Genomic DNA, 20,726 nt, shown 5'->3' on the forward strand with positions numbered 1-20,726 from the left:
TCGAGTAGTTCGATCTCTGGTGGGTTTATGCGTCCGTTGGTCGAACGTCGATCAATGGCTTCCCTCGCCCTCGACGCGACCGACATCGGCGTGACGCGCGGTACCGAGGCGATACTACACGACGTCTCGATCGCCGTGCCGTCCGACGGGCGCACGCTGGTCCAGGGCCCGAGCGGCGCCGGGAAGACGACGCTGTTCGACGTGCTCGGGTTGCTCGACCGCCCGACGAGCGGGACGCTCACCATCCAGGAGACAGCGACCGACGCATTATCGGAGTCCGAGCGGGCCCGCCTCCGGCGCGAGACGCTCGGGTTCGTCTTCCAGGAGTTCCAGCTCGTCGCGGATCTCACGGCCTGGGAGAACGCCGCGCTGCCCCAGGACCACACCGGCGAGCGCGACGCCGACTGGCTGGGGATGCTGTTCGACGAGCTCGCCATCGCCGACCTCGCCGAGCAGTATCCGGCCACCCTCAGCGGTGGCGAGAAACAGCGCGTCGCGATCGCCCGTGCGCTGGCCAACCGGCCCGCGATCGTGCTCGCCGACGAGCCGACCGGCCAGCTCGACCCGGACACCGCCGATCGGGTGCTCGAACTGCTGCTCGACATCCACGAGACCGCAGAGACGGCGCTGCTCACGATCAGTCACGACCGGCGGCTGCGCTCGGCGTTCGACGAGATCGTTGCCCTCGAAAACGGCACGACGGTTCCGACGTCGGGTGACCCCGCTTAATACGGTTCCACAACGACGATCGCCGCCAGAGCGTCGCCGACCGATCGTCGGGGAATCCAGCTGAACACCCCACCGCAAGCGAGCGGCGTATGCCGCGAGCAGGGAGGGAGTTCAGGCTGCCGCCACGGTGTAGTTGCCAGTCCGTGTGGGCCCGCCGTCGATCGTGAGGTCGAACGAATAGTTGCCGGGGGTGGTCGTCGTGACGCCGCCGTCGATGACGGCGACGATCTCGTCGCCCGCAGCGACGCTTTCGTTGCCATCGAGTGCGATCGTGAGCGTTCGGCCGTCGTCGGCGCGTCGGACTTCATCAACGTTGGCGGCGAGGCTCTCGCTCGTCTCGTTGCCGGGCAGGACGCCACCCGTGTCGATCCCGGCCGTGTCGACGTCGGCGGTCGTGACGTTACCGAGATCGAGCCCGCCACCCGTATCGACCGTGACGTTCTCGAGTCCGTCGCTGGCCGACGCCTCGTCGACCGTCGCCCGGACGAGCAGCGTAGCGTTCGTCGTGTTCGCGCTCGCGGGGGCGACCGAGAGGTTCACCGCCTCGGTCTCCGCCGGCGCGGCCGTGGACGTGGCTTCACCATCGCCTTCGGTGGCGGTTCCGGGCCCCATCTCAACGCCGTCGGCCGGCGTGGCCGTGCCCGACGTCACGCCGGTCGTCTCACTGTTGTCGGGACTGCCGCCACAGCCGGCGAGGGCCACCAGCAGCACCATCACACCGACGGCGAGCATCCGTCGTTTCGAGCGATCGGTCGAGAGCCGTTCGGACAGCCAACGGGAACGTATCTTCACCATTAACATGGATACGCGTCGCTGGCGGTGATATAATACTGCTGGTTCGGGGGAACGAAAGGTGTTTTACCCGATCACCGAGTGGATCGAGTGTGACCGCCGAGAAACGGACGAGAACGCGATCGCTGACGCCCCTCGGCTGCGGTCTCGTGATCGCCATCGTCGTTCTCTCGGCCATCGCTTTGCCGGTCGGGACGGCGCTCGGACACACCGACGACGTCGGGATCCGCCAGGTCGCGAACAACTCCAGCGTCCAGCAGGAGGACCCGCAAGCGGTCGACGACGACGGCAACGTCTCCGAGCTCCAGGGCGCGCTCTCCGATCGGCTCGGCGAGACGCTCATCGACTGTTCGGAGGGGCTTGAGGTCGGCAACTACGACGCCTGCAACCGATCGAAGGAGTACCCCGACTGGCTCGGCAAATACGTCAACGTCACCCGGAGCTCGGATTCGGAGACCAACAACACCGACGAATTCCAGGAAGCCAGGGACAATCAGACATCGTACACAAATGACGTCCAGCGCTTTCGCAAGACCGTCGACCAGTACCGCACTGCACGCGAAAGCGGCCGGACCGAGCGTGCCCGCCGGCTCGCCCGTCGTGCTCAACGGCTCTCCCAACAGATCAACGAAACCGGCGCTCGACTGACCGACGACTACCGCGCGATCGACAACGGTACGACACAGAACTTCTCGGCGGCGATCGCGACAACCAACGAGACCACCGAAAACGTCTCCGCGGTCGCCGACACGCTCAGCGTCGAGCAGTTCGTGAACACGACGGTCACGGCCTCGACGGCTGACAACCGGATCACGTTCAACGACTCACTCGTCGTGAGCGGCTATCTCAGAACGGCCAACGGCACGCCGCTTGCCAATCGTACCGTCGTATTGGAGGCCGACAACCGACTCCGACGGACTACCACTGACAAGGCCGGCCAGTACGTCATCACCTACCGTCCGGCGTTGCTCCCGCTCGATACGCGCCGGCTGACGGTGCGCTATCGACCGTCGACCCTGTCGATCTATCGGAGCAACCGGACAACCGTCCCCATCGATGTTCGCCAGGTGACGCCGACGCTCCAGGCGGAGACGACCCCCAAGACCGTTGGTTTCGACGAGCTGCTGTCGGTCACCGGTCGCGTCGCCGTCAACGACAGCGGCGTCGGCTCCGTACCGGTCGCCGTCTCGATCGACGGCCAGGAGTTCACCCTCGCCGACGGCAGCCGCGTCCGGACGGGCTCCGAGGGCCGTTTCAAAATGGCTCACGAGCTCCCGGCCGACGTTGCCCCCGGCCGGCAACGCGTTCGTGTCTCCATGCCCCTCGAGAACCGGTCGGTCGCCAGAACGAACACGTCGATCCCGGTGACGATCACGCGGACACCGACGCAGCTGTCGCTCAACGCCACTCAGGAGTCGGTCAATGGCTCGGCCGTCGGCGGGCCGATCGTCCACGTCGAGGGCCAACTCAGCGCCAACGGAACGCCCGTCACGAACCAAACGGTAGCGGTCGGGCTGAACAACTCGACGACGTCCGTCACGACCGACGAGAACGGCAGCTACGACGCCAACGTTACGGTGCCCGAAGGCGTCTTCGCCGATCAGACGGGCACGACGATGGCGACGATCGGTGCGACCTTCGAGGGTGGAGAGACGAACCTCGAATCGTCGCGTCGTCACACGACCATCGAGCTGATGGTGCCAGCCCAGACGACCGGCCTCATCGAACAGCTCGTGGCCGCTTTCAGGACGCTCCCGATCAGCTATCAGCTGTTGCTCGGGCTCGGTATCGTAGTCGTGCTCGGCGCCCTTGGTTCGGTGCTCCGGCGATGGCTCGGCATCACCGAAGACGACACGGACGATGCCTCGTCGACGTCGGCGAGTGGGGCCACAGACAGCACCGACGACCCGCGCGAAGGGCTCAGAGCGCTGCTCAGGGCGGCCCGCGAGGAGCTATCCGCGGGTGATGCCGACGGTGCCGTCGGGTTCGCGTACACGGCCGTTCGACGAGTCCTGGGTCGCGATCCCGAACTCGGGGGCGCACGAACCCACTGGGAGTTCCTCGATGCGTGTATCGATCGTGGGCTCGGCGACCGACAGCTCGGGGCGCTCAGACGACTGACCGAACGCTACGAGCGCGCAACGTTCTCCCAGCGATCGGTCTCGACGGACACGGCCTCCTCGGCGCTTGACGATGCCCAGACGATGACCGATCCGGACGAGCAAGCATCGGCTGAGAACCCGGACTCAGATGTTGATTCGAGATCGGAGTGATATCTGAACTACCCTGACGATAGGGGATTGATCGTGGGCACAGAAAGAGAGTACATTTCGTGTGCTCTCCACCACAAGTACTGCAGGTCCGTATCACGTTGGTCGACACAAAGAGAGTACATTTCGTGTGCTATCGAGGCCAACCAACACGGAACGTGGCGGATATCAGAAAACCATTAGAGAGTACATTTTGTGTGCTATTGAGCTCAATCGGCAAGGTGGAAAGCGGAGACTAGGAAGACGAAAAGAGAGTACATTTCGTGTGCTATCCTTCTATCTCCTCGCGCGTCTCGATGACTAGTTCTGGATCAAGGTCGAGTTGATACTCGAAGTACTGCCCACCACTCCGTCCTTGATTTCGCTTGTCGCGTTGCAGAAATCCCAACATGTGGAGATCCGCGAGATGATCCTGTATACTCTTCAGCGATGTCAGTGGCGTCGTTGCCCAGGATTCTGCAACCTGTTCATACGTCTCTCGAATCTCTTTGGAACGCGCCGGAGTATCATCACGTTTCTCGAGGCGTGCAATCGTCTCGAGGACATACTGCGAATGATCCGTCTGGTCTCGTATTCGATTGGCGAGTCGTCCACGTTGGACGAGTTCACGAGCAGTCTCGATATGGTCATCAATCACACAGCTATCGCCTGCTCGTTCGGCAACCTCTCCCCCGACACGAAGCAAATCGATCGCCTGGCGAGCATTCCCCATGTCTTGTGCCGAAATCGCTGATGCCATTCCAACCGCGGATTGCTCCCATCCGTCTTCGACAAACGCTTGCTCTGCACGGTCTTTGAGGATTGCTTTGAGTTCTGTTGCATCATAAGGACTGAACGAGATCTCGTTTTCCATTAGTGTGTCTTTCACCTTTGGGGAGAGGGTTTTTCGGAACGTGTAGTTGTTACTGATTCCAATGATGCCGACTCTTGCATCGCTCAGATGCCCGTTTGACCGAGCCCGTGGTAGTTCATACAACAACGTGTCGACCTCATCAAGGTGGTCGATCTCATCAAAAACGAACAGGTGGGTTCCACCGACACGATCGAGTTGTTGATAGAGCTCTTCGAAGGCATCGCCCGTTCCGAGCCCCCGCTTTGGAAACCGACTTGCATCCTGTGGAAGAAGCTTGTTCACAAGCACGCGGATAATCATAAAGAGTGTCTTGCTGTTGCAGTTCACGTTGTGGATATGGAGATCATCTGCTTCATCTCGTGACTGCACCTCATCGTTGAGGGCATCCATCATGTACGTCGTCACAGCTGTCTTTCCGAGCCCAGCCTTTCCATACAACATGACATTCTCGGGATCGCGTCCAAAGAGAACGTCCTGCAGTGCGTAGCGATACTCCTCGATTTCTTGCTCTCGCTTCAAAATCGATTCTGGTTGATAGCTTTCGTTCAGGACTTCCTTGTTCGAGAAAATAGTATCCGTAATATCAGCAAATGGTCCTGGCATGCTCTGTCACCTACTACATACACTAGTACTTAAAACCTTACTTCGTGAGATTCGTCTGTTTCCCCGTTAATCGAGGACATCGCCGACAACCGCTGTCTCTGCCTGCAAGGGCCGGTTGAAAACGAGAGCACACGAAATGTACTCTCTCTCTCCGAGCCCGTGCCTAGTTCCAGGGCGCGTGGCCGGGATCGATGAGGTGCTCGCGCCGCTCGATGGCGTCGATCCGTGCGATGTCCGCTTCGTCCAACGTCATCTCTCCGGCGGCGAGGTTGTCCCGCATGTGCTCTTCGCTGCTCGCTTTCGGGATCACGGCGACGTTGTCCTTGGCGAGGAGCCACGCAATCGACACCTGTGCCGGCGTCGCGTCGTGTTTGTCCGCGACCGCCTCGATCGCGGGCACCTCGAAAACTCTCCCCTGAGCGAGCGGTGAGTATGCCACCAGCCAGTGGTCGTGACGCTGGGCGTCCGCGAGCAGCTCCTCCTGGGGCCGTAGTGGATGCATCTCTACCTGGTGGGCGGCAAGCGGCGCGTCGAGTACGTCACGCGCCTCATCGAGCAGTTTGGGCGTGAAATTCGACAGGCCGACATGGCGGATCTTCCCCGCGTTGTAGGCCTCATCGAAGGCGGGCAAAATCGCCTCGTGGTCGTACTCTCCCGACGGCCAGTGGACGTACAGTAGATCGACGTAGTCGACGCCGAGCCGGTCGAGACAGCCGTCGATCGCCCCCTTCACGTCGTCCGTACTCGATGGGAGATCGACGTGGACGGTTTTGGTCGCGATGAAGACGTCCTCACGGTCGACCGACGACGAGGCGATCCCCTCGCCGACGTACTGTTCGTTGCCGTAGGCATGGGCCGTATCGATCGCCCGATAGCCGACATCGAGCGCCGTTCGCACGTTGTCGGTCCACTGTGGTTGGTCGTTCTCGGAGTAGGTTCCCAGTCCGATCCGTGGGAGATCTTCGATCGGCATCGTCCCGAACTTCGTTCGCTGCTCGCTTGACGCTGGTGTTTGGCGACGGTGTGTTCTCACGGCAACCGGCTCCACCGTCGCCCCACTCGGCAGTGTGCATCGTATCGGCTCTCACCATCATTATCCGTGCGTCTCGACCACAACGACGCTACGGGCCACGCTCGACCGTCCTTTTTCCGGACACCCTCCGTGCCTGTCTCGAGGGAGTCTATTAGACCCCACCCCGCGAAGACACGGTATGGCATGGAACTCGTATGGTGCCTCGACGGCCGCGACAGAACGGCCACCCGCAGACACCGTCGGCAGTGACGCTCTCAGGGAACGGTGGCGCTCACACCCCGGAGTCATCCGACGATGACGATCGAACGACTCGGTGTTCATACCTCGGTCGCGGAACTCTTTCCACCGGCCGTGTTGCGGGACGCACTCGCCGATACCGGGCCCACAGTCCGGATCGTCGAGACCGACGACGAGCTCGCCGCCTGTGATGCGCTCGTCACGTTCGACTACGAGGAGTCGTTTCTGCAGGCCGATCTCGCGTGGATCCACTCGATCTTAGCCGGCGTCGATCACTTCCCGTTCGATGCACTCGCCGATCGGGGAACGCTGCTCACGAACAGCGCCGGTATCCATGGTGATAGCGTCGGCGAGACGGTCGCCGGCTACATGCTGATGTTCGCCCGCGGGCTGCACACCCAGCGCACGAACCAACTCCACCAGGAGTGGGCGTATCCACCATGGGACGCCGCGTTCACCCTTGACGGTGAATCGCTCTGTGTGATCGGGTTGGGGACGCTTGGGCGGGCCATCGCCATGCGAGCGGACGCACTCGGCATGGACGTTACCGGGATCAAGCGTACGCCGATACCCATCGATCACGTCGAGACCGTCTATCCGCCCGACGATCTCCATGAGGCCGTCGCCGAGGCACGGTTCGTCGCACTTGCCGTGCCGCTGACCGACCGGACCACCGACCTCATCGGCGAATCCGAGTTTCGGATGCTGCGCGACGATGCCTACCTCATCAACGTCGCCCGCGGGGGCGTCATCGAGCAGTCGGCACTCGTCGACGCGTTGGAATCGGCGTCACTCGCCGGGGCGGCACTCGACGTGTTCGAGACCGAACCGCTCCCGGACGAATCGCCGTTGTGGGGGATGGACAACGTGATCGTGACCTCGCATGCGGCCGCAGCGAACCGCGAGTACTACCAGCGGGTGGCCGCGCTCGTTCGTGAGAATCTGCGCCGACTCGACGCCGACGAATCACTCACCAACCAGGTCGTTTGAGCCACGGCTTCCCCCATTTGACTCAGTTCCGCCGCCCGTTGACTACTGCATACAAGGTGCGTATCAGTCAGGAAATCGCATTCATCGACATACAAAATGTAATATTTGGCAACTCTTTGAGCAAATTTCCGAGTTTCGTGAATTTACTTGTACAGATTCACTATCTTCTCAAGCTATTTGTGATAGAAAAATGTTAAAACACAACAAAGATATTGAATTCGGTATGACGCAACTGAAATCGGTGCTTCGAGTGAGGTGTGCGAGCTACGCCTGTTCGAACTCCACGTCCTCGCTGACAGTGATATCGCCGGTGACCTCTGTGTAGGGGTAGGGCATACCGATACCGGCAGCGTCGAAGCGTTTCTTGACGGCCTCAGTGAACGCTGCAACTGTTGGAGCGTATCCCGTCTTGTTCGGGTCGATCCAGAGACGTCCCGAGAGCACCACCGCCGAATCGCCGAGACTCGTTACGGGTGCCGAGGGTTCTTGACTCGTGAGTGCCCCATCGAGGTTCTGTGCTACGTCGACGATGATTTCGCGGGCATCTTCGATATCGGCGTCGTATTCGATACCGAAATCGACCCCCACGCGAAGTTCGTCGTTACCCATCGGGTTGGTCACGACGGCGTTCACGAGATCGCTGTTCGGGACGGTCATCTCTTCGTTATCGAAGGAATTGAGCTTCGTCACTCGCAACTGAACATCCTCGACCACCCCGACGTTATCGTTCCATTCGATCCAGTCGCCCGTCTGAAACGGCTCGTCCTGGATGATGAAAATCCCGGCGACGAAGTTCGAGATGAGATCCTGTGCGGCGAAGCCGACCGCCAGAGCGAGAGCGCCAGCAAGTGTCCCAAACGCGGCTAGAACGACGCCTGCACCCGCGATTGTAGCGGCGATTGCAAGCGCCACTACCGCAGTGATCGCGACGACGGTACTGATAGTGAGACTGGTGATGGTTTCGTCGACGCCACGACTATCGAGGGCGCTTCGCAGCGCTCGGACGACGAGTGCCTTCCCAACGTAGTAGATGACAACGAACGCAACGAGGAACAGAATGATTGTTACTGCGGCGCTTACGAGCGCGGGTCCATACTGGTTAAGCAACGCCTGCGGGTCGAGTGAAAACCCCTGTTGGAGTGGTATCATGTGATCGCGTGCCGACAATCACAGAGGCCAGTCATGAATGTTTCTGTTTCCAACAACACAGTTGTTTACAACCAGCTATGAAATTCGTATCTGTCAAGTGTGTTATGGTTGGCAGAGTAGTCCGTCTGGAGCCAATGGCAACTCAGACCATCCAACCCTCAGATGAGGGTGTCTCCGCAGCGTGCTACGGAAACAAATCGTACTATCAGAATTCCTCAGATTCCGGTGTTCAAATGGATATACAACTGTCATAATGGGCTACTGCTGACTACACGCTCTATATCTCGCACGCTGATTCTATCAGATAATGTGTCATTCTTGAAATCCGGCGGCAAAGACCTCATCAAGCACCACTAGCTGGCTGGCAAAGATGGAGTTTTACCTCTGGACTCCAGAGAATCCCTGTGGAACCGGATGATAACCATCGTGGCTGGGCTGAACGCTCGGGAGAATTTTCGCCGACATACTACGCTCAGCTCGGCGCGAACACCGTCAGTGAGACTCTCGCCACGACGTGTGACTACTACCTGCCTGAGGACGCCGCGATTCTCGAGATCGGCTGTAGCTCCGGCCGTCATCTCACCCATCTTCGTGAGAACGGGTTCACCAACCTCACCGGTATCGACATCAACGACGAGTCGTTTGCCGTGATGGCCGATCAGTATCCCGAACTCGCTGCAACAGGCACGTTTCACACGGGGCTGATCGAAGAGATCGTCCCCGAATTTGCCGACAACGACTTCGATCTCGTCTACTCGGTCGAAACCCTGCAGCACATTCAACCGCAGAACACGTGGGTGTTCGAGGAACTGGCTCGTATCACCAGCAATCTGCTGATAACCGCCGAGAACGAGGGCAACGGCCCACAGCGTGGCCGAGAAGATGCACAAGTGAGCTACGTCAACGACGAATTTCCACTTTATTTCCGAAACTGGAAGCGAATATTCACCGATCTCGGGTTCGCTCAACTCTCGTACGAACCAAGCAAGCGCGATACGATTCGTACATTTCAGGCATTGTGAGATGGTGTCCGCATGGATTTCGAGGTCAGGAATATCCTCATGGGACTGGCCGCAAGCGGCACAATCGGAGTCGGTCTCCGGTTCCACCTGGATTGGTATCGGCGCGCCGGTATATGCGGTCCCACCTTGGATGATACTGAGTGTCCTATTGCTCGCGGCGTTCGTAGTCGTACAGGCTCAGTTAGGAATTCGAGATGTAGACGTATGCGACGGTCATGTCTCGCCGAGGAACTGCTCCGCCGCACCCCGAAAGAGCGCGTCGACCGCTGCCTCCGAGAGCTCTCGCCGAAGTAGTCCCTCGAACTCCCGCTCGTAGGCGTGTGGCATGTTCGGAAAATCCGAACCATACATGATCCGGCCGGCGAGTTCCTCGAAGACGCCGTCATCGATGGTGGCCGGATCGAACTCGACGTGGCGATCGACGACCGTCGCCATCGCAAAACTCGTGTCGAGATAGACGTTCTCGTCGGCACGGGCGAGATCGAGAAACGCCTCGTGTTCGAAGGTCCCCATATGCGCACAGCAGGCTCGCACCTCCGGAAACCGGTCGCGGAACTCCCGGAACCGTTCGATCCCGACGTGTGGACTGTCCCCGAACATCGGCGCGGTGCCGGCGTGGTGGAGCACGGGCCGGTCGTACTCGGCACAGAGTTCGTAGGCGGGATCCAAGCGTGGATCGTCCGGCGCGACCTCCTGGACGGGACACTGGAACTTCAGCCCGCGGGCACCGTTCTCGAAGGCCGCCTCGACGACCGCGTGCACGTCGTCGGCGGGATGGACCGTCGCGAACGGAAGACACATCTCCGAGCTGCTCGCCGCTTCGAGCAGCCAGTCGTTGAGTTCGGCGGCCATACCTGACTTGTGCGCGTACGGTAGCGCGACGTACCGGTCGATCCCGGCCTCACGGAGAGCGGCCTCGAGTGCCGTCCTCTCGGTTGGATGGTCGAACTCCCACCCCGCGGCATCGGTCAGTGCCTCGCGAATGGCGGCCATCAGCCGGTCGGGCATTAGATGCACGTGTCCGTCGATCGCGTTGGTAACGGGAACCTCCGTGTGTGACATTGTCTCTTTTTTCTCCACTAACCGAGAAAAAGACTCCGTCGGTACTCGACTGGTGTTCCGGGACGACTGCTGAAGCTCGCTACGTCATGTTCTTGGCTGCAGAATCTTTCCCCAATACCTTACCTGCTTGGCGAACGAACCCTGCCTGTGCCTCCAGCAGACGCTTCCCAGCAATCACACGACGACTTCCAAAGCCATCCGTCCATCCCCTGTGACGCATGCGAGTCCGCCCTCAACTCACAGCACGATCACTCGATTTCCTTTCTCCTCATGGATCAGCTTACACTCCCCCTCGTTGGTTGCGACGACCATCTCGAGCAGTTCACGTCCATCTGTGGATTCACCACAGAGGATACCGCTGAACTCCTCTCGCACCGCCCGGCCGGCGGTATCAACTGCCCCAGCTGTCAGTTCGTCCCGTACAATCCACAGCACCCTCTTGTTCCGGTACAGAACGGAGCCGTTGCCGTCCTCGCTTGTCCGGACCATCAAGAGGAGATCATCGAGCGATTTCGGACCGGTCTCGAGACACAACAGAAACTGACGGCTTCGACCGATACGCTGCAGTAGCTCTCAATTGTCTCGTCTGCACGTTCTCACCTCCCGACTCCACACGGCTTCTGTGTGGCTCCGTCAATGAATTTCGCGTACCGTAGGGCGATGCTCGCTGGCGATTCAATCGTCGCTTTGCTCGATCCGATCACCATCGGACACGAGCTGGTAGCTGTTCTGTCGAGCGTCGTCGATACAGATGCCTTTCTCGACCATGTCGATACGTTCGAGCTGGTTGAGCGCGTTCCGCACCGTCCGACTCGAAAGATGCGACTGGCGGATGAGCTCTTTTTGCGTTAGTGGGCCCTCGTATTCGAGCACTTTTGCGACGAGTTTCCCGCTCGGTGCGAGACTGTCGATCTCCGCTGTTTCGGAGCTACCCATCGACTATCCCTACGATCAGCCCCGGGGTAAATCTATCGAAAATCCAATAATTTGGAAGCTGTATTATAAAAATATCTGACTAGTCGATCGCCCCTTCGATATCGCTCCCCAGTTCGTTTTGATAGCAAACTCACAACTACCATCCAAACCAGTCGGCGACAGTACCCGATGCTATTCTGCACCCCGCCCGCTCCAGTGCCGCAGTCAACCCAACCGTCAACACCGGTGCGACCGGAAGCATCTATTGACGACTACCGCAATCGTACAACAAACCCATGAACACGTTTAGCACTCGGACCGGAGATCACATCGTTCTCAGGACCATGGTTGACATCCTCCCCGCCGTGAACGGCGAGGATTCCCGACCGTAGTTGGGATATTAGGGTTCGCAACGTGCTCGTTCTTGTGGATGGAACCGACCATCCGTAGCATCGAACGAACACACTACTGGCTGTGCCAAACAGCCGTTATCCCTATCGAGCCGGTCAAATGCGGCTGGATTCGGGAGTAGCGTTTGTCTGATGTTCTCCGCACCGTTCGCGTCGGCGTTCGCCGTCCGTCCGCACTGCTGGCAGTGGTACAGACCACGTTCGACGCGCTGGCTGCCGTTCTTGTGGCCGCACACCGAGCACGTCTTTGACGTGTCGCGTTCGGAGTCCACAACCACCTCGATACCGGCGGCTTCGCCCTTATATTCGAGCATCGTCATGAGTAGCCCGAAACCCCATCCGTGGAGCATCTTGTTCCCGTGGCGGCCCCAGTCCCAACCGGAGCCGTCGTCTTCCGAACGGATGCCACCGAGGTCGCCCACCATGAGCCGTCCGACGCCGCGTTCGACACACTCGACGACGATACGCTTCGAGAGGGTGTGATGGAAGTGCTTGCGCCGGTCCTTGAGTGTGCGCTTCGCGTTCCGAGCGCGGCGCGAAAGCCCGTTCTCGCCTTCGCACTCGTACTCGACGCGCTTGTAGTAGTGCTTGGACTCTTTGAGCCATCCACCAGGGAACAGCATGGTTTCGTCGCCGAACGACACGGCAGCGATGTTGCTGATTCCGAGGTCCACACCCGCCGTTCGGTCGCCCGGCGGTTCAGGGTCGATGGTTGTTCGGCAAACGAACTGAAGCCGCCACTCACCGCGCTTGTGGACGGCGCGAACCTGCTGGATGTCCCACTCGGTGAGGTCCACGTCGGGACGGGCTTCGTACCCACAGAGCACGAAGTCCGAACGGTGTTCTTTGAGATTCCGGCCTTTCGAGAGGCGAACGCGCTGATACTGTTCGTCGTGTTTGAAGCCAGCCGCTTTGAACGACACTGTGGAGCGTGGGTGCGAATCGCCGCGTTTGCGGTAGCCGGGCGGTCGGGCACGGCTATCGCCGTTCCGACGCTTCCCGAACCAGCCGTTGAACGCTTCAGCGAGTTCTTCGAGAACGCGCTGACTGGACTGTGAATGAAGGTCCGTATAGCATTCGTGGCCTTTGAGTTCGGATTTGAGCTCCCCGTCATCGGGGATCTCGCCCGTTTCGTCCCACACGCCTTGTGCATAGTAGCGACCGACGTTCCAGAGCTTCGACGCGGCCCACCCGAGTGCATCGAGGTCATCCTGAACCTGTTGCTGGTTCGGGATGGTGGCCTCGAACGTTCGGATAGTTCGCGTCGGCATCTAACTTCATAACTGGTTATGCGCCACGTAAACGTGAATCCACCGATCCGACACCGACGACGAATATCCGGCTGGCCACCGACGGGTAGCCGGTGGTTGCACAGTAGTGAGACACAGCTTACGGCGCGTATCCCCTCCCTAAAGGGAGAGGTTTTGCGCCTGTCTTTCACATAAACCAGACGGTGACGTCTATCTCGGTGCGGGTATGACTGTCCATGTCGACTCTGGGGTAGTGAGAGTTGGAGCAGATACCACTGGTGAACTCATTGCCAAATCAGATCGAGCGACGACGCTTGCTGCGGAGATACTCCAGAACGATCTGCAGTTCCGGATCCACATCGAACCATCGAGCGGCATGAAGCGGCGGTCAGTCCTTGCGTGCTACGCTACTGGTGGCAACCCTGAGCGAATGCAGTGGGGTGGATTTCGGTGACACGGCTTCCGTCGACGATCAGCGGGTTCAGCGAGACGCCGGCTCCATAGAGCGGCGCGATCGCGTTCGCCATGTTCGATGTCCCCGCCGAGAACGCCATCACACACGCGATGGCAACGACGACCACCGCGCCGGCCAGCTCTCGCATCGTGGTGTTCGCCCCGCGCCGCGGTCTCGGAATCGTTCCGGTACGATCGAGTTCGAGCAGCGCGCCCTCGGTGCTCGTGATCGCGATCCAGCGGTTGATCCGGGGATAGAAATACCGGCCGACCACCATCGAGATCCAAAAGCCCACGAGCGGCAGCTTCAAGGCCGCATCGTGGACAAAGCCCGCGAGGCTGGTATCGCTGTCGAGTTCGTCGCCCCAGCGTACACCTCGCAGACGTGTCACGCCTGCGGCCACATCGGCCGGCGAAGCGAACAAGCGGAGTTTGGATGTATGAACGCCGACTGCTGGGTATCGGAGTACCAAGCTGATCTGAACGCGGCGGCGAACATCGCCAGTCGTGTTGACCCGTGGGGAGAGCCTACCGCTGAAATCGGCGGGCGATGACTTCTTGAAAAGCGAAGCTTTCCAATGGTCGGGAAATCTTCGATTTCCCTCGACGCCACAGGACGGGAGCGCCTTTGACAGCGCCACAGCCCGCCGCGAGCCGAGCGCGAAACCCGCGCAGATGACGCTCGCGGAGTGGGGGCTAAAACCTCTCCGGAAGACCGGATTCCCACCGTGTGGGATTCCCCGGCCTTTAGGCCGATGGGGAATGTCAAGGGGGATATGGACGTCTTCAGTACCGAAACGCCGATCATCGGTATGGTTCATCTGCCGCCACTGCCGGGCGCACCCGGTTTCGACGGGGATCGAACCGCGATCCGCGACCGGCTTTCTCAGGACGCCAACGCGCTCGAAGCGGGCGGCGTCGACGGTATCATGCTCGAGAACTTCGGCGACACACCGTTCTATCCCGACCGCGTACCCCGACACGTCGTCGCCGATATCGCCGCCCTCACCGAGACACTCAGCGACCAGGTGTCGATACCCTTCGGCGTGAACATCCTCCGAAACGACGTCCAGAGCGCGCTCGGTATCGCCGCCGCGACGGGCGGTGCGTTCGTCCGCGTGAACGTTCACACCGGTGCTCGGCTCACCGACCAGGGCATCGTCGAGGGGATGGCCCACGAGACGCTGCGGCTTCGCGACCGACTCGATGCGGACGTGACCGTTCTCGCCGACATCGACGTGAAACACTCCGCACCGCTGGCCGACCGGACGCTCGAAGCGACCGTCGGCGACCTTGTCGAACGCGGCGGTGCCGACGGCGTCGTCGTGAGCGGGACCGGCACCGGCGCGGCCGTCGATACGACCGTGCTCGATCGCGTGGTGGAATGTCGTGACGACCACAGGTTCGACGTTCCGGTCCTGCTCGGAAGCGGTGTCACAGCAGAAACGGCACCCGATCTGCTTTCGATCGCTGACGGCGCGATCGTCGGCACGGCGCTGAAACGCAACGGTGAAACGACCGCTCCGGTCGACGAAGGGGCCGTCGAGCGCCTCGTCGCGTCCGTCCCCTAGTCGTCGGCGAGAAACGCACGGACGCTGACCTCGTCGGGCAGACGGCCACAAGCGCCTTCAGCGGTACAGTTGAGCGCGGCGACGCCCGCGGCAAACCGTCCCGCGTCCGCCGGTGGCGCTCCACCGAGCAGCCAGGCATGAATGAGTCCCGCGGTGAACGCATCGCCCGCACCCGTCGTGTCCTCGATCGGCACCGATAGCGCCGGCACGTCGATCGTCCGCTCGCCGGCGAGGAGCACCGCCCCCTCGTCGCCACGCGTGACGGCTGCACGCGGGACGGAGCGGTGTTCGAGAGCGGCGACGGCATCCGCGACCGCTCCACCGAAATACGAGCGCGCAGCCACCTCGCCGACCACGAACAGATCGGCGACCGAGAGCACTCGATCGATCGTGTCCGGCGTCGTGCCGCGTCCTTCGAGCTCCGAAAGCGGGCCGGCGAGATCGAAGACGAGCCGTGCGATCTCCCCTCGTTCGCGAGCCGCCACGAGTTCGGCGACGACCGCGTCGGGAGCATAGGCACTGGTGAAGACGACGTCCGCGTCGGCGAGATACTCCCGATCGGTGTCGTCGAGACGGAGCCGTGGCACGCTCCGTCCGCCGGCGACGACCATCCGCTCTCCGTCAGGCCCTCGCAGGATCAGCGTGTAGGATGACTCTTCGGTCCCGGAACGCACCCGTGTGACATCGAGCCCGCGCGTTCGCAACGTCGTCTCGACCTCCTCGGTGGCGTCCTCGCCGAGACGGGCAACGATACCGACGTCGTGATCGAGGGCGTCGAGACCGGTCCCGACGTTCGCCGCAACGCCACCGACGGTCGTCGTGTGGTCGTGGACGAACGCCCCACCGTCGGGCTCCGGCAGATTCGATAGCGAATAGACGTGATCGATGAGCGCACTGCCGACCGTGACGACGTCCAGCGAAGCCATCACGTTCACTCGCAACTGCGCCCGCTTGAACGTGTGGCTCCGAGCTTTGAGGGGGTAGATCGTCCGGATGGAACGGTCGGTGAACACAGCCACGGCTGCCTGGCTTTGAGAACACAGTACGTCGGGTCGATCTAGCGGGCGTCAGCTTCGACGGTGAACCCGCGCTCTGCGAGCAGTTCGGGCAGCCGATCGCTGTGATCACCCTGCAGTTCGATGCGCCCCTCATCGACCGTCCCGCCAGTAGCGAGCTGGCTCTTCAGTTCCGACGCGAGTTCCGAAACGTCGTCGTCCGCAAGATCGAGACCGTCGACGATGGTCATGGCCTTGCCGTAGCGCCGCTCGTCGACGCGAATCGAGACCTGCTGTTGTGAGCGTTCGAGATCGTCCTCGATGTCGAGCTCCTCGGGCAAGCCCGTGATTGAACTGAAATCGTTTCCTGACACACCGATGAATAGGGGTTTCCCACGTAAAACACCACTGGCGGTGGATATTTCTCACTCCGAACCCAGTCCGCACGACGAAGCCGTCGGCTTTCAGTCATATTGACCCTTTGGCTGTTGGTCTCTCGCATGCATACGTATCTCGACGGAAACGATCGACGACGCAGACGTCGTCACCCGTCGATCAACCCATGCCACACATCAATCCTACCCACTCTTGTCGAACCGTCCGCCGACGAAGCGGCCTTCGGGGTCGACCGTCTCCTTGATCTCGTGGAGTCGCTCGTAGTGCTCGCCGTAGAGATCACTTGTCGTCGCGGCGTCGGTCTCGCCTTCGAAGTTGGGGATCGGCCCGCCAGCGCCGGCGTCCCGGAGTGCCTCGGCCGTTCCCCGTACCCACTCGATGTTCTCGTGGTTGGTCATCGGATCGTCCCAGTTCGCTTCGATGCTACAGACGAACGCGGCGTCGCGACGACGGAACGCGCTTTCGTCTTTCTCGACACGATTGACCGCACCGCCCATCGGCCACACGATGACACTGAACTCCTCGTTCGGTGCGCTCGCAGCACGACGGCCGAGATTCGTTCGGATCGCCTCGGTCAACTCGTCGACGTAGACGGATTTCCAGTAGTAGCGGCGGCCGTGTGGGAAGCCCGAGTCGGAGTCGGACTGCAGCTCTGTATAGCAAACTGTCCACTCGACGACCGATTCGTGAGCGATCGCATACGATCGTCGGACTGTGCGGTGGCAGACGGTTTCTGCTCCCGTTTCAGTCGTCCAAACTGTCGTTCCAACTCCTGTCTATGAAAGGAAAAATAATGCACAGTTACAGATCGAAGTCAACAGGCTTAACGCCGATACGACCCTTCGGATAGATATGCCATGGTCAAACGACGAGTGGTGGCCGGATCGACTCCGGCTGGACGTCCTCGACGATAACTCTGCGGAGACGAATCCGTACGGCGAGGAGTTCGACTACGCCGAGGAGTTCGAGAAGCTCGACTTCGATGAAGTGAAGTCGGACATCGAGGACGTAATGACGGACTCGCAGGACTGGTGGCCGGCCGACTACGGTCACTACGGGCCGTTTTTCATCCGGATGGCGTGGCACAGCGCCGGGACGTACCGAACCGCCGACGGCCGTGCCGGTGGGGCCGGTGGCCGCCAGCGCCTCCCGCCGGAGAGCAGCTGGCCGGACAACGTGAATCTCGACAAGGCCCGTCGCGTGCTCCAGCCGGTCAAAAAGAAACACGGCAAGAAGCTCTCGTGGGGCGACCTCATCCTGCTCGCGGGGAACGTCGCCCTCGAATCGATGGGCTTCGAGACGTTCGGCTTCGCCGGTGGCCGTGAGGACGCATTCGTCTCCAACGAAGCCGTCGAGTGGGGTCCCGAGACGGAGTGGGAAACGACTTCGCCCGAGCGATTCAACGACGGCGAGGTCGGCGATCTCAAGGACCCGCTCGCGAACACCGTGATGGGCCTCATCTACGTGAACCCCGAGGGCCCGTACGGCGAACCAGACGTCGAGGGATCCGCGGCGAACATCCGCGAGGAGTTCGACCGCATGGCGATGGACGACGAGGAGACCGTCGCGCTCATCGCCGGCGGCCACACCTTCGGGAAGGTCCACGGCGCGGACGACCCCGAAGAGCACGTCGGTCCCGAACCCGAGGCAGCACCGGTCGAGGAGCAGGGTCTCGGCTGGGACCAGGAGTACGGGGACAAGATCGGCGGTCTCGACGCGATCTCGAGCGGTATCGAAGGCCCCTGGAACGCGACGCCGACCATCTGGGATATGAACTATCTCGACAACCTGCTGGACTACGATTGGACCTCCGTCAAGGGGCCCGGCGGTGCCTGGCAGTGGCAGCCGGTCGGCGACGACATCGACGACGCACCCGGTGCGCGGGACGCCTCGGAGACCGAAGAACCGATGATGCTGACGACGGATGTCGCTCTGAAACACGACGACGACTACCGGGAGATCCTCGAAAACTTCCAGGCGAACCCTGAGGAGTTCCAGGACGCGTTCGCGCGGGCGTGGTACAAACTGCTCCATCGCGACATGGGCCCGCCCACGCGGTTCCTCGGCCCGGAGGTCCCCGACGAGACGTTCGTCTGGCAGGATCCCGTTCCGGACGCCGACTACGAACTCGTCGGCGACGAGGAGATCGACGACCTCAAAGAGACAGTTCTGGCTTCGGATCTCTCACGCTCCCAGCTGGTCAAAACCGCATGGGCGTCGGCGTCGACGTACCGCGACAGCGACAAGCGCGGCGGTGCAAACGGCGCACACCTCCGTCTCGAACCCCAGCGGAGCTGGGAAGTCAACGAACCCGAGGAACTGGAGACGGTGCTCGAGACCCTCGACTCCGTCCAGACGGAGTTCAACGACTCCCGCTCCGACGACGTGCGCGTCTCACTGGCCGATCTCATCGTGCTCGGCGGGAACGCGGCGATCGAAGAGGCCGCGTCGGACGCCGGCTACGACGTCGACGTACCGTTCGAGCCCGGTCGCACGGACGCGACCCAGGCTCAGACCGACGTCGAGTCCTTCGAGGTGCTCGAACCGAGGGCCGACGCGTTCCGGAACTACCTCGGCGGCGAGTACGACGACCTCTACGACTCCCCCGAGGAGCGGATGGTCGACAAGGCAGAGCTGCTGAACCTGTCCGTTCCGGAGATGACGGTGCTCCTCGGCGGGATGCGGGCTCTCGGCGTGACCTACCAGGACACCGGTCGCGGCGTCCTCACGGACCAGCCGGGCACGCTGACGAACGACTTCTTCGTGAACCTGCTCGACATGGACTACGAATGGGAGCCGGTCGACGAAGACAACGAGCTCTTCGAGGTCCGCGACCGCGACACCGACGAGGTCGAGTGGGAGGCCACTCGCCTCGACCTGATCTTCGGTTCGAACGCTCGCCTCCGCGCCACCGCGGACGCCTACTTCGCCGACGACGACGAAGAGCAGTTCGTCGAGGACTTCGTGGACGCCTGGAGCCACGTGATGCAGCTCGACCGCTTCGATCTCGAGTAGGTACTCCCGCAGGATTTTCTTCATCTGTTAGCTCTTTTCAGGAAGTTCCCCGAAACGACCAAATCGGTGCCGAACATCCACCGCGATCCGGCCGACGCCGTCGCGAACTCCCGATCGTTTCGATAGAATGACGATAGTCACTTGGTTACTGAGTCGTCGATATAGTGCATGTCGTCATCGTACAGCCACGAATCCACCGAGACCGACCGTTTGCTCGCGCTCAGCGACGGGGTCATCGCCATCGCGATCACCTGCTTCGAGGGACTCCGCTCAGCTCAACCGCGATCCAGGAGCGTCCATCCGAACTACTTGACGACGCCCACCGCACGGACCGGAGCACCATCACCACCGAGCGCCACCGGATACGCACGCAGTTCGAATCGTTCCGGTGTCCGTTCAAGATTGCAGAGGTTTTCGATAATGAGGTTGTCGGCACCCAATAGGGCGCGATGAGCCTGCAGGCCACTCGATTCACCTTCAGCAGTGCTGTCAGTTGACGTCGGGTCCGGACTCAGGGTGTCGACACCGACTGCGTAGCCCCGCTCGGCGCAGGCCGCAGCCCCGCCGGCTGTCAGATATGGATGTTCGAGATATCGATCCGTTCCCCAGTACGAATCCCACCCCGTCCAAAAGACTACCATATCGGCGGCCTCGTCAGGAACGTCCGCTGCCGTGATCGGTTCGCGATCGGCCATGTCCGTGCAATCCACGCGCACTGCATCGAACGTGAACCGATCGAGCGAATAGGTGTCCAGCGTTCGCCCCTCCGCCATGACGTGAGCCGGTGCGTCGATGTGAGTCCCCGTATGGCTCCCCAGCTGTGCGACCCTGACTCGACAGCCATCCCGGGCATGCGTCGCATGTGGCTCAACCGAAACTGACGGATCACCCGGATAGACGGTCATCCCGGCTTCGATTCGGTGACTCATATCGATCTGCATGTCGGTGGTCGTGTCCGGACGGCAAATAGTGGCACGCTCG

Annotated in this window: 18 protein-coding genes and 2 pseudogenes; 7 read left to right on the plus strand and 13 right to left on the minus strand. The window is 61.2% G+C overall.

What is annotated here, in order from left to right; translation table 11 throughout:
• Nucleotides 1–54: 54 nt before the first annotated feature.
• Nucleotides 55–729 carry an ABC transporter ATP-binding protein gene (locus NO363_RS00865; protein WP_256686165.1) on the plus strand — a complete coding sequence of 225 codons (675 nt, stop codon included), beginning with the start codon at nucleotides 55–57 and terminating at the stop codon, nucleotides 727–729.
• Between the two features lie 111 nt (nucleotides 730–840).
• Here the strand turns inward: NO363_RS00865 and NO363_RS00870 are convergent, their stop codons facing one another.
• The gene (locus NO363_RS00870) at nucleotides 841–1,524 is read right to left on the minus strand and encodes a hypothetical protein (protein WP_256686166.1); all 684 of its coding nucleotides are present in this window, start codon (nucleotides 1,522–1,524) and stop codon (nucleotides 841–843) included.
• Between the two features lie 89 nt (nucleotides 1,525–1,613).
• Here NO363_RS00870 and NO363_RS00875 point away from each other — a divergent pair, with 89 nt between their 5' ends.
• Complete coding sequence (locus NO363_RS00875; protein WP_256686167.1) at nucleotides 1,614–3,794, plus strand: carboxypeptidase-like regulatory domain-containing protein; 2,181 nt, start codon at nucleotides 1,614–1,616, stop codon at nucleotides 3,792–3,794.
• A 265-nt stretch (nucleotides 3,795–4,059) separates the two neighbouring features.
• Here the strand turns inward: NO363_RS00875 and NO363_RS00880 are convergent, their stop codons facing one another.
• Both NO363_RS00880 and NO363_RS00885 read right to left on the minus strand, forming a co-directional pair.
• On the minus strand, nucleotides 4,060–5,247 hold the full coding sequence (locus tag NO363_RS00880) for an orc1/cdc6 family replication initiation protein (RefSeq protein ID WP_256686168.1): 1,188 nt from the start codon (nucleotides 5,245–5,247) through the stop codon (nucleotides 4,060–4,062).
• A 163-nt stretch (nucleotides 5,248–5,410) separates the two neighbouring features.
• The gene (locus NO363_RS00885) at nucleotides 5,411–6,220 is read right to left on the minus strand and encodes an aldo/keto reductase (RefSeq protein ID WP_256686169.1); all 810 of its coding nucleotides are present in this window, start codon (nucleotides 6,218–6,220) and stop codon (nucleotides 5,411–5,413) included.
• Between the two features lie 354 nt (nucleotides 6,221–6,574).
• On the opposite strand from NO363_RS00885, the gene ddh reads away from it, so the two are divergent.
• Nucleotides 6,575–7,507: a D-2-hydroxyacid dehydrogenase gene (gene ddh, locus NO363_RS00890; protein ID WP_256686170.1), complete on the plus strand. Its 933-nt coding sequence runs from the start codon at nucleotides 6,575–6,577 to the stop codon at nucleotides 7,505–7,507.
• Between the two features lie 264 nt (nucleotides 7,508–7,771).
• Here ddh and NO363_RS00895 read toward each other — a convergent pair whose 3' ends face one another.
• On the minus strand, nucleotides 7,772–8,656 hold the full coding sequence (locus NO363_RS00895) for a mechanosensitive ion channel family protein (RefSeq protein ID WP_256686171.1): 885 nt from the start codon (nucleotides 8,654–8,656) through the stop codon (nucleotides 7,772–7,774).
• A 404-nt stretch (nucleotides 8,657–9,060) separates the two neighbouring features.
• Here NO363_RS00895 and NO363_RS00900 point away from each other — a divergent pair, with 404 nt between their 5' ends.
• The gene (locus NO363_RS00900) at nucleotides 9,061–9,678 is read left to right on the plus strand and encodes a class I SAM-dependent methyltransferase (RefSeq protein WP_256686173.1); all 618 of its coding nucleotides are present in this window, start codon (nucleotides 9,061–9,063) and stop codon (nucleotides 9,676–9,678) included.
• Nucleotides 9,679–9,891: 213 nt separating this feature from the next.
• On the opposite strand, the gene NO363_RS00905 is transcribed toward NO363_RS00900, so the two are convergent.
• The 5 genes and pseudogenes from NO363_RS00905 to NO363_RS14130 all read right to left on the minus strand — a co-directional run.
• Nucleotides 9,892–10,686, minus strand: coding sequence for an amidohydrolase family protein (locus NO363_RS00905; protein WP_256686174.1), 795 nt, complete (start codon nucleotides 10,684–10,686; stop codon nucleotides 9,892–9,894).
• Between the two features lie 291 nt (nucleotides 10,687–10,977).
• Nucleotides 10,978–11,229 (minus strand): hypothetical protein, encoded by a 252-nt coding sequence (locus NO363_RS00910; RefSeq protein WP_256686175.1) that lies wholly within the window; start codon nucleotides 11,227–11,229, stop codon nucleotides 10,978–10,980.
• Nucleotides 11,230–11,415: 186 nt separating this feature from the next.
• Nucleotides 11,416–11,676 carry a winged helix-turn-helix transcriptional regulator gene (locus NO363_RS00915; protein WP_256686176.1) on the minus strand — a complete coding sequence of 87 codons (261 nt, stop codon included), beginning with the start codon at nucleotides 11,674–11,676 and terminating at the stop codon, nucleotides 11,416–11,418.
• Between the two features lie 379 nt (nucleotides 11,677–12,055).
• The gene (locus NO363_RS00920) at nucleotides 12,056–13,336 is read right to left on the minus strand and encodes an RNA-guided endonuclease InsQ/TnpB family protein (RefSeq protein ID WP_256686177.1); all 1,281 of its coding nucleotides are present in this window, start codon (nucleotides 13,334–13,336) and stop codon (nucleotides 12,056–12,058) included.
• A gap of 440 nt (nucleotides 13,337–13,776) precedes the next feature.
• Nucleotides 13,777–14,073, minus strand: a pseudogene (locus NO363_RS14130) (inorganic phosphate transporter); the annotation flags it as partial.
• Between NO363_RS14130 and NO363_RS14135 the strand changes: the two are divergent.
• Together NO363_RS14135 and NO363_RS00930 are read left to right on the plus strand one after the other, a co-directional pair.
• Nucleotides 14,071–14,461: pseudogene (locus tag NO363_RS14135) on the plus strand (transposase); the annotation flags it as partial. The pseudogenes NO363_RS14130 and NO363_RS14135 overlap by 3 nt on opposite strands.
• Nucleotides 14,462–14,544: 83 nt before the next feature.
• A complete protein-coding gene (locus NO363_RS00930) occupies nucleotides 14,545–15,339 on the plus strand; it encodes a BtpA/SgcQ family protein (RefSeq protein WP_256686178.1) in 795 nt (264 codons plus the stop codon).
• On the opposite strand, the gene NO363_RS00935 is transcribed toward NO363_RS00930, so the two are convergent.
• The 3 genes from NO363_RS00935 to NO363_RS00945 form a co-directional block, all read right to left on the minus strand.
• Nucleotides 15,336–16,265, minus strand: coding sequence for a carbohydrate kinase family protein (locus NO363_RS00935; protein ID WP_256686180.1), 930 nt, complete (start codon nucleotides 16,263–16,265; stop codon nucleotides 15,336–15,338). The two genes, NO363_RS00930 and NO363_RS00935, sit on opposite strands and share 4 nt — an antisense overlap.
• A 131-nt stretch (nucleotides 16,266–16,396) precedes the next feature.
• A complete protein-coding gene (gene yciH, locus NO363_RS00940) occupies nucleotides 16,397–16,708 on the minus strand; it encodes a stress response translation initiation inhibitor YciH (RefSeq protein WP_256686181.1) in 312 nt (103 codons plus the stop codon).
• A 204-nt stretch (nucleotides 16,709–16,912) separates the two neighbouring features.
• Nucleotides 16,913–17,308 carry a hypothetical protein gene (locus tag NO363_RS00945; RefSeq protein WP_256686183.1) on the minus strand — a complete coding sequence of 132 codons (396 nt, stop codon included), beginning with the start codon at nucleotides 17,306–17,308 and terminating at the stop codon, nucleotides 16,913–16,915.
• A 274-nt stretch (nucleotides 17,309–17,582) separates the two neighbouring features.
• Between NO363_RS00945 and katG the strand changes: the two genes are divergently transcribed.
• A complete protein-coding gene (gene katG / locus NO363_RS00950; RefSeq protein ID WP_256686185.1) occupies nucleotides 17,583–19,745 on the plus strand; it encodes a catalase/peroxidase HPI in 2,163 nt (720 codons plus the stop codon).
• A gap of 305 nt (nucleotides 19,746–20,050) precedes the next feature.
• Here the strand turns inward: katG and NO363_RS00955 are convergent, their stop codons facing one another.
• Nucleotides 20,051–20,686 carry a cyclase family protein gene (locus NO363_RS00955; RefSeq protein WP_306169490.1) on the minus strand — a complete coding sequence of 212 codons (636 nt, stop codon included), beginning with the start codon at nucleotides 20,684–20,686 and terminating at the stop codon, nucleotides 20,051–20,053.
• Between the last annotated feature and the right edge of the window lie 40 nt (nucleotides 20,687–20,726).

The organism is Halococcus qingdaonensis (assembly GCF_024508235.1).
Taxonomy (GTDB): domain Archaea; phylum Halobacteriota; class Halobacteria; order Halobacteriales; family Halococcaceae; genus Halococcus; species Halococcus qingdaonensis.